Origin of the sequence: Paenibacillus sp. FSL R5-0908 (assembly GCF_038006245.1) — a bacterium.
Taxonomy (GTDB): domain Bacteria; phylum Bacillota; class Bacilli; order Paenibacillales; family Paenibacillaceae; genus Paenibacillus_AQ; species Paenibacillus_AQ odorifer.
The window spans coordinates 2968119-2981842 of the sequence record NZ_JBBOUV010000001.1 but is presented as its reverse complement, the minus strand read 5'-3'; the positions used below and the strand labels follow the sequence as shown (position 1 = coordinate 2981842).

The following is a 13724-nucleotide window of genomic DNA, read 5'->3' as shown; positions in this document are numbered from 1 at the left end:
CCTCTCACTTCATGAATTAATCATTTGTCCAGCCTCTGAAATGCACTCCCTACCCACTGAAAAGTATCTTCCACTTGCTTGCCTGCTGCGTTATCGTAGTAACTTCTCTTGAAGCTATGCTCATCAACTTTATCCAGTTTTATGGAATACCGCTCAGGACTGCTGATAAACAGCTGATTTTCAGGTTTAATAGGCAGTTCTTCTATCACGTTATTTCTTCTGAGTGTAAAAAGCTTGTAGAAATAACCGTTACTCGTTCCATATTGTCCGATCGTAAAATCGGGATCACCGTCTCCATTATAATCCTCAAACTGAAGCTGGAAAAAATCATTAAAGGTCTGGGCAAATTGATCATTTAACGGATAGCTACTCAGCGTTTTTCCATGCTCATCAGTCACTACTAGCCTAAATCGGCCACTCCAGTTTCTTCCCGCTAACGGACTCGGTGTAGTCCAATCTTCGCTATATGTCCCCTCTAGCAGTTGCAGATTTAAAAATCCTGCTCTGCCTGTGACCGGAGACAGTTCATTATGTGATAGGGTTACTGGACCTGTTACCTCGACAGAAGTCTCCACAGGGTCTGCCTGTTCAACGTTCTCCGTATCGATTGTTCCATAAATGAGCTTTCTTAACTGGTCAGAGTTTTTTACAGGAATCGTGTAGCCCTGACTGCTGTTCTCCGCTGTAGTAAACATCCCTTCATGTCCAAGTTGATCTCCAAGCGCTATGTAATAGCCTTCTGAATAGCCGTCTCCATAAACAAGCTTCATTTCAAATTCCGGACCCCAATCCAGATCATCAGAAAATTTTTTACTCTTGTTCATAGCCTCCGCAAGCGTCTTGATCAAAACAGAATCCTTTAGCGTTAAGCTCTCTGAGTGCAAAGGACGATCCGCTTGTTTCTGATCACTAGTTGCGACGGGTGTCAACGACACGCCTTCGATCCATCTGGCATTGATGAAGCCCAAATCACTTTTACATCCGCTTAACACTACGACCAATAACAAAGATGCTATCCATATTAACCGCCTAATGCGAATCGCCTCCAATACATAAGCATATTCCAATTATAACAGTGTCTATAAATATATAAAAACGACTTTACGAACACGCGATTAAAAAAAGACTACAACCTGCTTATTAAAGCGTGGTTCTAGTCTTAACATGGCAATTGATTAGATTGCTCCCATCGTTTTGAGCCAAGCATCCGCAATAAGTGCATGACCTGCAGGAGTAGGATGTACTCCATCATATGCCCAGTAAGCCGGTTCTGCTTTTACGGAAGCCGCTGCAAAAAGTCCATCTAGCTGAACCAGCGGCGCCCCATATTCACGTGCCAGCTCGCGGACAATATGAATTTTAGGATCAAGATCCTGACGCCAAGTTCTACGATCTTCCGGTACAGGCAAAACAAAAGGCTCTATAAGCACTAATTTAGCAGCTAAAGATTTCTGAGTGCGTTCGATCAGGTCCCGATACGAAGCTTCAAACTGCTCGGGAGTGGTTTCTTCACCAGAATCAAAACGCCGCCAAGTGTCGTTAATTCCAATATAAATAGACACCCACGTCGGCTTCAAATCCAGGCAATCCTTATCCCAACGTCCCTGCAAATCAACAATACGATTACCACCAATACCACGGTTAAAAAAAGTAAGATTCTTCTCTGGATATAAATGCCCCAGTCGAGCGGCGACCATCATTGCATAACCTACTCCAAGTGATGAAGCGTCTTCATGATTACGCCCCCAGTCTGTTATGCTGTCCCCTTGAAACAGAATGACATCGTTTTGTTGGAATATCATAAATGAAATCCTCCTCTAACTACCTCTGTTAATATAACCCAATCTATTATATCAAATACAATGAATACAGCCTACTGTGAAACATCAATAATGCAAACATTTCACTAAAAAAACAATAACAAAAACCCCGCTCAGATTTGAGCAGGGTTTAAGGTTAAACTATATTAGTACGCTAGGCTGAACAATCCTTTAATGTGGGACAAGTAACGGATATTACTTGCTTCCTTCATCAGAGTTGCAGGTAAGCCTTTTAATGGAGTAGAACTTGCACCAACGATGGCAACACCGTCTTTACGGCCTAAGCTAGCAAGTGTACCAGAGTTGATTGGACTAAAGCTTTCAAACGATTTATTTTTCAAGAAGGCATACAGATTGTATCCGATCAATTCACCCATTTGCCAAGCGATTTGAGCAGTTGGAGGGTAAGGACGTCCATCTTCTGCAAAGACCACCGCGCTGTCACCAGCAACGAATACATCTTTGTGGGAAGTGGATTGCAAGAATTCATTCACCGTTGCACGACCGCGGTTAACTTCAAGACCGGATTCGCCGATGAGTGGATTTCCTTGTACGCCACCAGTCCATACAAATGTGTTAGCAATAATTTTTTGACCGTCTTTCAAGTCAATCGCATTGCCTTCTACATTCGTAACAGGAAGACCTGTCAAGAATTGAACACCACGTTTTTCCAAGCTTGCTACAGCACGTTCGATCAATGCATCTGGCAATACTGGAAGGATTTTAGGACCTGCTTCAACGAGCATAAGCTTAATTTCTTTAGGATCAACGCCATATTTTTTAGTAAGTGTAGGCAATACATCCGCGATTTCACCAACAAGCTCAACACCTGTTAAGCCGCCGCCACCGATCAGGATGTTTGCATCTGCTTCATTTTTCGATTTCGCATATTCACGAATACGATCTTCAATATGTTGATGAATTTTGTTAGCATCTGCAGCTGATTTCAATACCATACTGTATTGTTCAAGCCCTGGAATGCCAAAATAAGCTGTAGTGCTGCCAAGACCTACAACAAGCGCATCATAAGTAAGTGTCACACCATCAGAAAGAACAATTTGTTTGTTCTCCACAGAAAATGAATTAACCTTCGCGATTTTCAGGTCAATATCTTTACCTGCGAAAAGCTTAGTTAGAGGCATAGCTACAGCACCCTCTGCAACACTACCTGCTGCAAGACGATGCAATTCTGTAATGATTTGGTGAGTAGGATACTGATTAACTACAGTAATTTTAGCTTCATCTTTTTTGAGATATTTGCGTACGGTTAAGGCGCTTAGTAGACCACCATAACCTGCTCCTAGAATGACAATATGTTTAGACATGATGTTTCCTCCGTCCCTTACGTATAAGATATGAAAATGATTATTTCTGCTTACTGCGTTCTCCAGCAACTTGAAGGTATGCATTTACGAAACGGAAAAGCTTTTGCGCTTGCGGATCTTTCAACAACTTCATAAGACCAAAAAGACCAATAACTTCGTTACTTTCATTCGCACGATCTTTTGCTTCGATCACTGTAGCTGCCATATTCTTCGCAGAATGCACTACAGGTTCAGCAAGTTCTTTAATTGCACTTACCGTATCACTTTTCAAGACATCATCCGCTGCGACAGTTTGCACAAAGTCATAGGACTTTGTAAGCACACCAACAAGCTCAGTTAATTTTGGCAGCTGTTCCACCAAGACTGTTAATGATTCCTGAACTTCTGGTTTCAAGAGCTGTTCTAGAACATCCATTTGTTCCTTGCTGACAGCTACCTTTGGTGATTCTTGTTCAGGTTGTGTTTGAGTGATTGATTCTGACATATCCAAATCTCCTCTGCAATAAGCTTTGCTGCTTAATAGTAATGAAAAACATAAGAACTTTTAACGCCATATTTCTATTATAGCACTTATCAAGTTATAAATGTCACAAAGTTTTTGAATTTCCATAAAATTTTGTGATTTTTATTACATTATAATGAATTATTTAAATTACTAGTGTTAATTAAAACCGTTTGAGTGAATTAATGTACAAATTCATTCAAATTCTTCTCAGTTTTCAACAAAACATCTACAATGTCCATATTCTTCTCTGTTAGAAGTAACCTGAAATAAAGAGAACGCAGGAAGTTCTTTGTATTTATTCGAGTAACGTACTGGCTGTGGCTTCTAGGCCAACTGCCACATTGCGCCAAGTCGAGAATCCAATCGGTTATAGACTGCTGTGGAAGTAAATGATGATCGATGATTGTCACTATAATAGTAGCAATTCTTTCATCTTCTTCCTCCCTGAATATGTATTGATCGTTATAAAGCATCTTTTGAATAACTGTCAGAACCTCTTCTCTAACCGCGGTATCACTCTCCGAGCATAAAACCAGCTCATCCAAGGCGTCTGCGCCATGGGCTGCTGCGTGTGCCCAGCCTTCTTTCTCCATATAACCTCTTAAGTCCCGTTCTTCCTCATAATAACGAATCAAACCCTGCTTCACCTTTATAAATTCAGTGCTATCCAATATAGCCTTTTCCCTATGCCGCTGGAGAATAAGAGCAACAACCAATACAGAAAATGTTCTTGTATACACCGTCAGATCTTCTTTATTCCCAATGTGATAAAACAGATGCTGCTCGTCAAGAAGTATCCACAGCAGTTCACGAATCTCAACATCATTAAACCAATGTTTCTCATTAATCCATTTGTAGAATGTGGAATAAATCAATTCATCACGCAGTACAGACTCGGGATCTCCTATATGCTCAAGCATCAACTTCACATAATCCTTTATGTCCTCTCCACTTCTAAGCTCGTAGTCATTCTCTTCGATTCTTTGCAAATCTATCATCAATTGTTCTCTACTATTAATCAATTTATCCACCCTTTCATCCACTGTGTTTCTACATATCCTAATATCCTAATTTATGTCCTATTTTTTGACAACAGGGTATTCAAGATTAACTTCTATAAATTTTATCATTGACGAATTTTATAGGCTGTGTTATTTTGAGTTAGTAACATTTAGTTAGTTCATTTATAAATATCAGGTGTTTATATTTTACAACCGAATACATATACAACGGAGGAATACTTATGAGCGCTTTTACAGACTTGATTCAGTCCCGCAGATCCGCAATGAATTTTGTGGAAGGAGTCATCATCCCTCAGAATGAATTAGAGGAAATGTTCTCTTACGCCAGATTGGCACCATCGGCCTATAATCTACAGCATACAAATTACAAAGTGATATCTAACGAGAGTTTAAAAGAAGAAATTCGCGAAGCGGCTTACGGCCAATATAAAATCCATACTGCTTCAGCAGTTATTGTAGTGCTAGGAGATAAGCATGCTTATAAGCAGGCTCCAGAAATCTATGGCGGGCTTAAAGCTTTAGGAGCGATGTCACAAGAGGAATATGATGAGCAGATAGAGATGATTAACAATGCTTACATTGATAAGGATGCTTTTCAAAGAGATGAAGCAATACGTAATGCCTCTCTCTCGGCCATGCACTTTATGCTGATCGCCAAAGATAAAGGCTGGGATACCTGCCCGATGATCGGCTTCGATGCTGATGCTATCCAATCCACCTTGAATCTGCCGGATCATATGGTACCTGTTATGCTGATCACGATCGGCAAAGACAAAAAACATAAAATCAGACCCCGCGGCTACCGTAAGCCAGTCAATGAATTCGTTGAATTCATCTGATAATAGATACAGCAAAACGTTCCATCCGAGGGAAGTGGCGGGTGGAACATTTTTTTTAATTGGAACTCATCATGAAGATAATGAACCGTGTGCCCGATATACAAGAGAGGCTCTACTTCGCATATTGCAAAATGGCAATCGCTGCTCGTTCCCGTCGTTCAGAGTCATCACAAATCAAAGCTTCTTTCAAAATATTAAGCGCCTTAGAGAGCGTCTCCTCATCCAATTCCAGCGGACTATTCACTTCTTGTACATTAGCAGCAACACCTGTAATCCACAAATCCAAGCGAGCGCTTGGTTTTGGACCCTTATATTGTACAACCGGTGCACTTTGATTAAATAACTCCCGCACATCTGTGTTTAGTTCAGAAATCAGCAGACTTTTCAACCACGTCACACCTCGCCGATGGCATGTACCTTCGTCAACATTATCAGTTAACGCGTTGTAAAAATAATCTCCGAGGTCCCCGAGATGTACCCAATCTCCATCGGCCACCAGCACATAATCTCCATCTTGCATCGTATGTACAAATAGCTGAAGGGCCTGCAGATGTTGCATAAGCTCCAACTCACTATGTTGGTATGTGCCAATCAATCGATCACGAAGTTCCTCTGTGCTTAGATTCTCCAGATCCCCTATTCCGGGGTAGCCGATACTCACATAATTATCCTCCAAAAATGTGCTGATCCGCTCAATCCCCAGTGGCTTCGATCCCATCCGAAACAGATTCATATGTCATTCCTCCAAATACTTAATAAAATGCTTGTAGTAGCCCTTGGATTTGGGAGTAACAAACCGTCCATCATTCGCAGAATCCTTCATTAGTTTATGAAGATTCGGACCTCCAGTATAGGGATCTACTACGCTAGCCTTCAGTCGTGTCGCTTGGATTGCCTTCTGAGGACAAGAATAAACACAACGCATACATAATAAACAATTTTGACTGAAAACAATTCCTTCTACGCCGCTACTAATATTGGATGTTGGACAGTTGCTGACACATTTTAAACATAGTGTGCAAGCGTCCGTTGTACGCAATCCTTTGGCGAAGTATTTTCCCCCTTGGTGTTCCTCACAATAATATACTGTTCTCAGAACCCGCTCCAACACAGGGTGAATCGGCAGATTTCGTGATGTCCGGTTTACGATTTCCTCTGCAAACAATTCCACCTTACGCTGTGCGGCTTGGTACAACTGCTTATTCAACCTGTCATCATATTTGATATAAAAATTACATGGCATCGCCAAAATCGAATTGTGAAAAGGATTATATCCCTTCCCACGCAAAGAACGAAGCACCGTATTCGAAGCACCGTTATTGATATAGTGTGGAGAGGATGCCGTTTTGAATACAAATGCCGGGGTTCCATTACATTCAGGCAGCTGATCTGCAAAAAGTTCAACAAAACCGGAAGCGCCAAAGCCTAGAACCGGATGACCAATACCTATAAGATCATAAGCTTCATATTCTACAGAACGAGTGCCTTTAATAATATCTTCCACTCTAAACAAATCTACGTCTTGCCCTTTACTTCTTAGCCTTTCAACAAATTGCTTAGCAATAATCTCCGTATTGCCCGTACCTGAGAAATAAAATATGGCCGTCTTTGCATTATGCATTCCATCCCCTCCCAGATCAAATATACCTCATTGCCGTCTGGGAAAGCTGTGAAGTTGAAATGGGTTTAGGCTGTTTCGGACTCAGTTGCCCTTATTTCCATGATTCCGCTCGTTTTGCCACACTATCGGACTCAGTTGCAGTTATTCGTTCAAATGTGCTCCTTTTCTGCACAAATCAGGGGCAATAAGAGCTATACAGTCCGAAACCTTCGCAAAATGAACCCATTCGCTGAAATAGCTGCAATACGGTCCGATACGATCAAGTTCGAGTAAAAGGCAGCTGGTTTCGAGGCGTAGGCGGCTAGGTTGAGTAATAGGTAACTAATTTCGTGCACGGAGTAGATAGGTTGAGCTATAGGTAGCTAATTCCACATGGTTTGGATAGGTTGAGTCATAAACAGCTAGTTTAAACAGCGGGCAGCACGATTAGGAGCAAATTTGGCAGGTGGCGTTCTTTTCAGCAATTGCTCGGACTCAGTTGCAGCTATTCACCCAAATCTACTCAAATACTGTACATTAACAAATCTTCAATCATGAGTCCTCACAGGAGTAATTAAAAAAAGTGTGGACGAAGATGCGTCTACAGGCAGGATCACCAGCGGCCTTTCTTTTCCCGCGAACCTGATTCTAAGCGTCTCACTATCGATCGCCCGAAGGATGTCCCTGAAATATTTTCCGTTAAATGCTACTCGAAAATGATCACCTTCCAGATGCTCCAAAGGAATCTCTTCTTTTACATCCCCAATTTCTGCAGTCTTGGACACTAAACTTAACGTGTTAGAAGGACGTACGCTGAGCATAACACTCTCGCCAGCCAATATAGAAATACGTTCAACCACATGTAACAAGCGGTCTTTCTTAACAACCACTTCGGAGAGGTACGCTTTTGGGATTAAATTATTGACAGAGGGATAAGTTCCTTCTAAAAGAGCTGACTGAACCCTCAATCCATTAGAAATAAACCTGATTTGCTTGGTACCTATTTCTAATTCGGTGCTGCTGTCTGCATCATCGTTTAATATTTTTTAAAAGATCCTCCAGGGTGCTGCCCGGAATAACAACATCCAAAGGAATTGCCCCGTAATCTTCTACGCTTTCAACAACATGCTGGGCGAAGCGAATGCCATCAGTGGCGACTACACGAATATTTCGCTTATCTATTTGAAACAAAACTCCTGTGAGCACAGGTCTGGTTTCCGATGAAGAGACCGCAAAAACCACTCTTTTAAATATTTGCTTCAAGAGAATGTTCTTCATGCTTATCCTTTGAATATTTGGATGATCTATGTATTGGATTCTCGGAAACTCTGCTGCATCCATTCCACATAAACGAAATTGAGTGTTCCCTGATTGAATATTTAAAATGAATGACTCTACGATTTCCAGCCTAATTAGTCCAGGATCAAGCTTACGAACGATCTCATAAAAATAACGTGCGGGAACTACGATCTCACCTGTGTTGTGCACAACCACCGAATCCATCTTCACAGGGAGCTTATACTCAATGGTCATTCTTATATTGCTGGCTGTTAATATCAAACCCTGGGTTTGCGCTTGAATAAGTATTCCTGATAGAACACGTGAGGAACTATTCGCGGATATGGCTTTTAATGCTGCCTGTAAAGCGGTACTAAGTGAATCTTTTGATACATGGATTAGCAAAGACTTCACCTAACTCTCCTTAGATTCCTTTACAAAATGCGCCTCAATAATGTTCCGAAATACTTGGGAGCGAGACGCGTTCTGATCCGCACAAGCCTGCTCTATCTCTTGCCAAATGTCCTCAGATAACGTCAAAGATACCTTTTTGGTTACACCAGTGCTTTTTCTCCCTGCACCTTCCCGAAGACCTCCCCTTGTAAAAAGAAACCCCAACTGCCCGTCTTTAGTGGCTACACCTACTTTGACTTTATCCTCGTTGTTACTTGCGCTATCGCTAGTGACTTTATCTTTAATTTCGCTAATACTGCTCCCCTTGTGTTCGCCTTCGAATTTATGATCACCCAATCCCTCACACCTCCATATTTGAATTTAGTAACTTAAATCAATATATCCACTAATTTCATAATACCATAATCGCCATTAATCCACCACAATTCTAACCACAAAAAAACACCCCAAAGATCGGAGTGTGTGCGGTGCGGTGGGCTGGGCAGAGTTGGGTATGAGTTGGTTATTGCAACGTTAACCCATGGTTTTTTTATTTTGCTTAAATTTGTTTGTGAATGTATGAGTTAATTGCACTTTATACAACTATAAACCATACATTGTGCTGCCCGAGCGAAATAAGTGTATTCTCTGCAACTAAATTCAACGATATTAACAAATTAGTGTGAAAAGACTTCTTTTAACTGCACCAAATGCAACTAAAAGTGACTAAGCATCTTATCTCCTGCAAATAAGTGTATAAACTGCAACTATCCCGTTTGCCCGCTCCCTGACACACGCATAGACGCACACGCACTCACCCTCATCATGCATTAACCCAATCTTCCTCCCCTCTCACTCACCCTCATCATGCCACTACACCAAACCTTCTTCCCCTCTCACTCACCCTCATCCCGCCACTAGCCCAACCTTCCTCCCTCTCCCTCACCATCTCCAAAGACTCCTTTCCCTACAACTCCCATTACCTTTACCGCAGAACTCCCTACTCATGTAAAAATAGCTCGCCTCATAGCTCAACGTGTGGCACTTATTAACATCTACTCTTCCACCCGCCTTACCGAAACTACACTATCTCAGGATGTTCTGATAATTTGGTGGGAAGTCTGACTTTTTGGGGTCTTTTAGATGCTTGAAAGATTCAAGCTTCACCTTAGGACCAGGAGAGATCCTAAAAGTCATGGTATCTTCTCCAACTGAAATATGTGGACCTACTGTAGGATATACGTTAAGTGTAATCAAGAAATCAAACCCACGGAAACCATTGAGCCGCTTCACCTCAGTCACATCCACAAAGTAAGGATAAACCATTGGCGATTCTCGCAGAAGCGGCGAATAAATATCCGCAATTTTTTTCTCAATATGGGGTAATAGAAATAACATCAGCATGTCTTGAAACTTAAGTTCGCGAGAATCTTGATCTGGCAGTTGAAGTCCCGAATCAGACCTGGAGGGCGTTATAGATTGAGGTTGAATTAACCTATTAGCGGAGCAAGGTTGTGGCGTCAGAACGAGCATCACTGCGACAAGAAGGGGAGCAATCCAGCTTTTTTTCATCACAATAGCCTCCTTAGGGAACTTTATATAAATTCCCCAAAGAGACCCTATTTCTATACGTTAAATCTCAACCCTGTCAAAAAGAAAGGGTGCTCCCTTAAGATAATTTCTCAGGATCGCTAACGCATAGGGCTGTTCTGCTTTTAGACCCTGGGTTTCCCTAGGATCGGATGCGTGATGGCAATAATTTTCGATCATAACCATGACCGTAAAATTCTCTAAAGTCTGAACCCACTCCCCATCAAGCTTGGCGATACTTTCGTACCCCTTAATGACCCCTTCTCTTTGTAATGGATACAGTCCAAGAAGGGTATGTGCCACGTCATAAAGATAATACCCCCAACCACATCTTCCAAAATCAATCGGCCGAGGCTCACCCTCTTTAAATATGATATTGCCTTGATGTAAATCTCCATGGATAACGCCATAAGACCTTCTGTTCTTATTTTTATGCTGCTTGCTTAACCAATTGTATAACTTCTCAGCTGCCGACTGATACAGCACAAACTCTTCATCCGTAAGAAAACAATGATAATGCAGCTTTAAACGAAGCATTGCTTTTCGAAAGCTATGTTCATCCCAAACAGGACGATTAAAGCCAGGGGGTAACTCCAGCTCCTGTGCCGCCTTATGTAGCTTGGCTAATAGAACACCTTCTTTGTAAATTTGTTCTTCGGTAAGATTTTCATTCGCATGTTCCCCTTCAACCCAGCGCATTAAAGAGGCATACACGCCTTCTCCATTTCCCTGTTCCACTTTGAACGTTACAGCACCCGTGCGATCATGAACACCTTTTGGCAGGGGGACATCAATTTTGCTCCTTAAAAGCTCCAGCCACGCGATTTCGGAGTTAATTTCCTCTTTAGATCTCCCCGAATGAAGGCGCAGTAAAAAAGTTCCCTCTTTATTAGTTTCGATTACAAAGGTACAGTTATCCGATAGCTGGTTAAAACGAATCTGCGTCCAATCCAGGTCAAAGTTCTGAAGCGCTATTAAAGCTGCCTGCTTATAATTTTTTCTCATCGCAAAGGAAGGAACACTTCAGCCTCACCGGGCCAGGAAGGGTTCGTAAATTGATAAATTTCTATATCCAATCCATGATCATTACTCTGCAAACTGCTATTAAAGTCTCTCTTCATTTCCGGCAATTCAAGCACTTGGACTTGGCCATCATCATTCATAAATAACCATCCCTTCAATGATCTATAAAATGAAAAATATCTGAAAAAATATTTATCTTGAAAATATTTTCAGAAAACTAAATAATAGAAAAGCAATACTTACATGTCGGATCTATCATCTTAACCAAGGTGGAGCTTCATTACAGGCAGAAGAAAGGTTGAACATCGGCATCATGAACGCAATTCCAAACCTCAACAAGGCACAAACACGCAAAGAACGAGCAGGGAAAGAGCCTTTTCCCATCTCTATACTTTCTCTTACGGTAGGCGCTTTTGCGATTGGTATGACTGAGTTTGTTATTATGGGTATTTTACCAAATGTCGCCAACGATTTACAGGTTAGTATTTCGACTGCTGGCCAACTCATTACAATGTACGCACTTGGAGTGGCCGTTGGCGCACCCATCCTGACCATTCTCACGCAGCGCATTCCGCAAAAGAAACTGTTATGCCTTCTCATGATTCTTTTTATACTGGGCAACGGAATCTCTGTGTTTGCACCCAACTATACCGTTCTCATGGTAGCTCGTATAATTACAGCTTTAACTCATGGTACTTTTTTTGGGGTTGGCGCAGTCATTGCATCCAATCTTGTACAACCCAATAAGCGGGCCGGAGCCGTATCTATTATGATGGCAGGTTTAACGATAGCCAATATTGTCGGAGTTCCTCTAGGAACATTTATTGGACAAAGTATGGGCTGGCGGGCCTCATTTGCAGCGATTGCTGTCATGGGAGTCGCCGCGCTGATCGGCATCCTCATTTTTATTCCAAAGCTTAAACAAGAGAAACCAGCGAGTGTTATCCAGCAGATTGCTGCTCTGGCTAATCCAAAGCTGCTGCTATTCTTATTGATCGGGGCGTTAGGGAACGCCAGCTTGTTCACCGTGTTCACATATATTACTCCACTGCTTGAAGAAGTGACTGGTTTTGCTGAACATAGTGTGACTTGGATTCTAGTCTTATTCGGCTGTGGGGTGACCATCGGGAACATCGTTGGCGGAAAGCTTGCGGATTGGAAGCTGATGCCTTCTATCGTGGGACTTTATTTTGCAGTCAGTATGATTCTAACGATCTTTTCCTTCACGATGCATAGCCCAATAGCTGCGGTAATCACAATATTTTTCTGGGGTATGGTGTCCTTTGCGGTCATGCCAGGTCTGCAAATACGGATTATGAGTCTGGCTCAGGCAGCCCCTGCACTTGCTTCAACGACCAGCCACTCCGCCGGGAATCTCGGTAACGCAGCGGGTGCCTTTATTGGTGGTTGGGTTATTTCTCATCTAGCGATCACTTCGCTTCCTTGGGTCGGTGCGGTTCTAGTGGGCCTTGGTCTGGTATTAGGCATAGCTTGTTTTGTAGCAGAACGGAAAGAAAGTGTAGCGTAAGCTTTATAGATATTTATACAAAAAACGAGGGCGCTCCCAAAGTCATCATGGCTTGAGGCACCCTCGTTTTATATTTCAGAGGAACAATTCTGCTCTTCTAATCTTCAACATCTGCTTTGCACCTTTTTGAAATTCATAAGGAACCTCTAGTTCCTCTGTAGTAAATCCTTGTCTTACCAAATCATCAATAAGGCGGTCTAAATGCTCATACCTTTTGCAAGAAAGATCGACTAGTGGAAAGATTCGAAGCTCGCCTCTCGTCACCCGCATGAGTTCCTTAACAGTCTCTAGATGGAATTCATAGTCCAGCCGATCGCTGTACATAAATAGAAAGTGAGCAGATAATGTCAGATCAAATGCTTCATCCGCAAAAGGCAGATCCGGAAGTACCACAGGAACATAATGCTCCGGGGTTTGTTTTCGATCCTTAGTGCTGGCGGTTAAAGCTGCGTTTCTCGCTTCGGTCAGTCCCTCGATTGATTTAAAGTAGTTCCAAACGAAATTATCCTGTACTTTTTCCATTCCGGACATCGCATGTGCAATATCTAGAACCCCTTTGACTGCCAGCTCATCTTCAGAGTAATAGTAAGCAATATCAGCAGCCGTTACTTCACCACCCAACTGATTCGCTATTGCTGTAAAAGAGCAAGCACCCGCAGGACAATCCAGAATTCTCTGGCCGATAAGATCTGATTCCAGCAAATCAAACATACGTATATATTCCTCATAGGTCCTGCCAATAAAAACAATTCTCTCCAAATCAAGTTTTCCCTTTGCTCCGCTCATCTTAGCTCACCTTTC

At 42.1% G+C, this 13724-nt stretch carries 16 protein-coding genes; 2 read left to right on the top strand and 14 right to left on the bottom strand.

Annotation, left to right across the window (positions count from 1 at the left end):
- Nucleotides 1–20: 20 nt before the first annotated feature.
- The 5 genes from MKZ09_RS13175 to MKZ09_RS13155 form a co-directional block, all read right to left on the bottom strand.
- The gene (locus tag MKZ09_RS13175; protein WP_143767294.1) at nucleotides 21–1007 is read right to left on the bottom strand and encodes a hypothetical protein; all 987 of its coding nucleotides are present in this window, start codon (nucleotides 1005–1007) and stop codon (nucleotides 21–23) included.
- A 168-nt stretch (nucleotides 1008–1175) separates the two neighbouring features.
- Nucleotides 1176–1802, bottom strand: a complete 627-nt coding sequence (locus MKZ09_RS13170) for an SGNH/GDSL hydrolase family protein (RefSeq protein WP_076202347.1) — start codon at nucleotides 1800–1802, stop codon at nucleotides 1176–1178.
- 164 nt (nucleotides 1803–1966) lie between these two features.
- Complete coding sequence (locus MKZ09_RS13165; protein WP_036685891.1) at nucleotides 1967–3145, bottom strand: NAD(P)/FAD-dependent oxidoreductase; 1179 nt, start codon at nucleotides 3143–3145, stop codon at nucleotides 1967–1969.
- A 40-nt stretch (nucleotides 3146–3185) separates the two neighbouring features.
- A complete protein-coding gene (locus MKZ09_RS13160) occupies nucleotides 3186–3629 on the bottom strand; it encodes a DUF1641 domain-containing protein (RefSeq protein WP_036685888.1) in 444 nt (147 codons plus the stop codon).
- Between the two features lie 200 nt (nucleotides 3630–3829).
- Nucleotides 3830–4672 (bottom strand): DUF2785 domain-containing protein, encoded by an 843-nt coding sequence (locus MKZ09_RS13155; protein ID WP_076208404.1) that lies wholly within the window; start codon nucleotides 4670–4672, stop codon nucleotides 3830–3832.
- A 221-nt stretch (nucleotides 4673–4893) separates the two neighbouring features.
- On the opposite strand from MKZ09_RS13155, the gene MKZ09_RS13150 reads away from it, so the two are divergent.
- Nucleotides 4894–5511, top strand: coding sequence for a nitroreductase family protein (locus tag MKZ09_RS13150; protein ID WP_076135958.1), 618 nt, complete (start codon nucleotides 4894–4896; stop codon nucleotides 5509–5511).
- A gap of 112 nt (nucleotides 5512–5623) precedes the next feature.
- Here the strand turns inward: MKZ09_RS13150 and MKZ09_RS13145 are convergent, their stop codons facing one another.
- The 8 genes from MKZ09_RS13145 to MKZ09_RS13110 all read right to left on the bottom strand — a co-directional run bounded on the left by MKZ09_RS13145 (nucleotide 5624) and on the right by MKZ09_RS13110 (nucleotide 11535).
- Nucleotides 5624–6244, bottom strand: a complete 621-nt coding sequence (locus MKZ09_RS13145; RefSeq protein ID WP_076208400.1) for a hypothetical protein — start codon at nucleotides 6242–6244, stop codon at nucleotides 5624–5626.
- Nucleotides 6245–6247: 3 nt separating this feature from the next.
- The gene (locus MKZ09_RS13140) at nucleotides 6248–7132 is read right to left on the bottom strand and encodes an EFR1 family ferrodoxin (protein WP_076208399.1); all 885 of its coding nucleotides are present in this window, start codon (nucleotides 7130–7132) and stop codon (nucleotides 6248–6250) included.
- A gap of 527 nt (nucleotides 7133–7659) precedes the next feature.
- Nucleotides 7660–8079 (bottom strand): hypothetical protein, encoded by a 420-nt coding sequence (locus MKZ09_RS13135; RefSeq protein WP_341040870.1) that lies wholly within the window; start codon nucleotides 8077–8079, stop codon nucleotides 7660–7662.
- Between the two features lie 61 nt (nucleotides 8080–8140).
- Nucleotides 8141–8803: a DNA polymerase III subunit beta gene (dnaN, locus tag MKZ09_RS13130; protein ID WP_341040869.1), complete on the bottom strand. Its 663-nt coding sequence runs from the start codon at nucleotides 8801–8803 to the stop codon at nucleotides 8141–8143.
- Nucleotides 8804–9139 (bottom strand): hypothetical protein, encoded by a 336-nt coding sequence (locus tag MKZ09_RS13125; protein ID WP_256719321.1) that lies wholly within the window; start codon nucleotides 9137–9139, stop codon nucleotides 8804–8806.
- 729 nt (nucleotides 9140–9868) lie between these two features.
- Entirely contained in the window at nucleotides 9869–10354 is a 486-nt protein-coding gene (locus MKZ09_RS13120) for a DUF3888 domain-containing protein (RefSeq protein ID WP_256719320.1), read from the bottom strand.
- Between the two features lie 60 nt (nucleotides 10355–10414).
- Nucleotides 10415–11377, bottom strand: a complete 963-nt coding sequence (locus tag MKZ09_RS13115) for a phosphotransferase enzyme family protein (RefSeq protein WP_076208397.1) — start codon at nucleotides 11375–11377, stop codon at nucleotides 10415–10417.
- Nucleotides 11374–11535 carry a hypothetical protein gene (locus MKZ09_RS13110; protein WP_162636717.1) on the bottom strand — a complete coding sequence of 54 codons (162 nt, stop codon included), beginning with the start codon at nucleotides 11533–11535 and terminating at the stop codon, nucleotides 11374–11376. The genes MKZ09_RS13115 and MKZ09_RS13110 overlap by 4 nt, the downstream gene beginning before the upstream one ends.
- 173 nt (nucleotides 11536–11708) lie before the next feature.
- On the opposite strand from MKZ09_RS13110, the gene MKZ09_RS13105 reads away from it, so the two are divergent.
- On the top strand, nucleotides 11709–12923 hold the full coding sequence (locus MKZ09_RS13105) for an MFS transporter (RefSeq protein WP_036686510.1): 1215 nt from the start codon (nucleotides 11709–11711) through the stop codon (nucleotides 12921–12923).
- Between the two features lie 75 nt (nucleotides 12924–12998).
- Here MKZ09_RS13105 and MKZ09_RS13100 read toward each other — a convergent pair whose 3' ends face one another.
- Nucleotides 12999–13709, bottom strand: a complete 711-nt coding sequence (locus tag MKZ09_RS13100; RefSeq protein ID WP_076208396.1) for an SAM-dependent methyltransferase — start codon at nucleotides 13707–13709, stop codon at nucleotides 12999–13001.
- Nucleotides 13710–13724 lie beyond the last annotated feature (15 nt).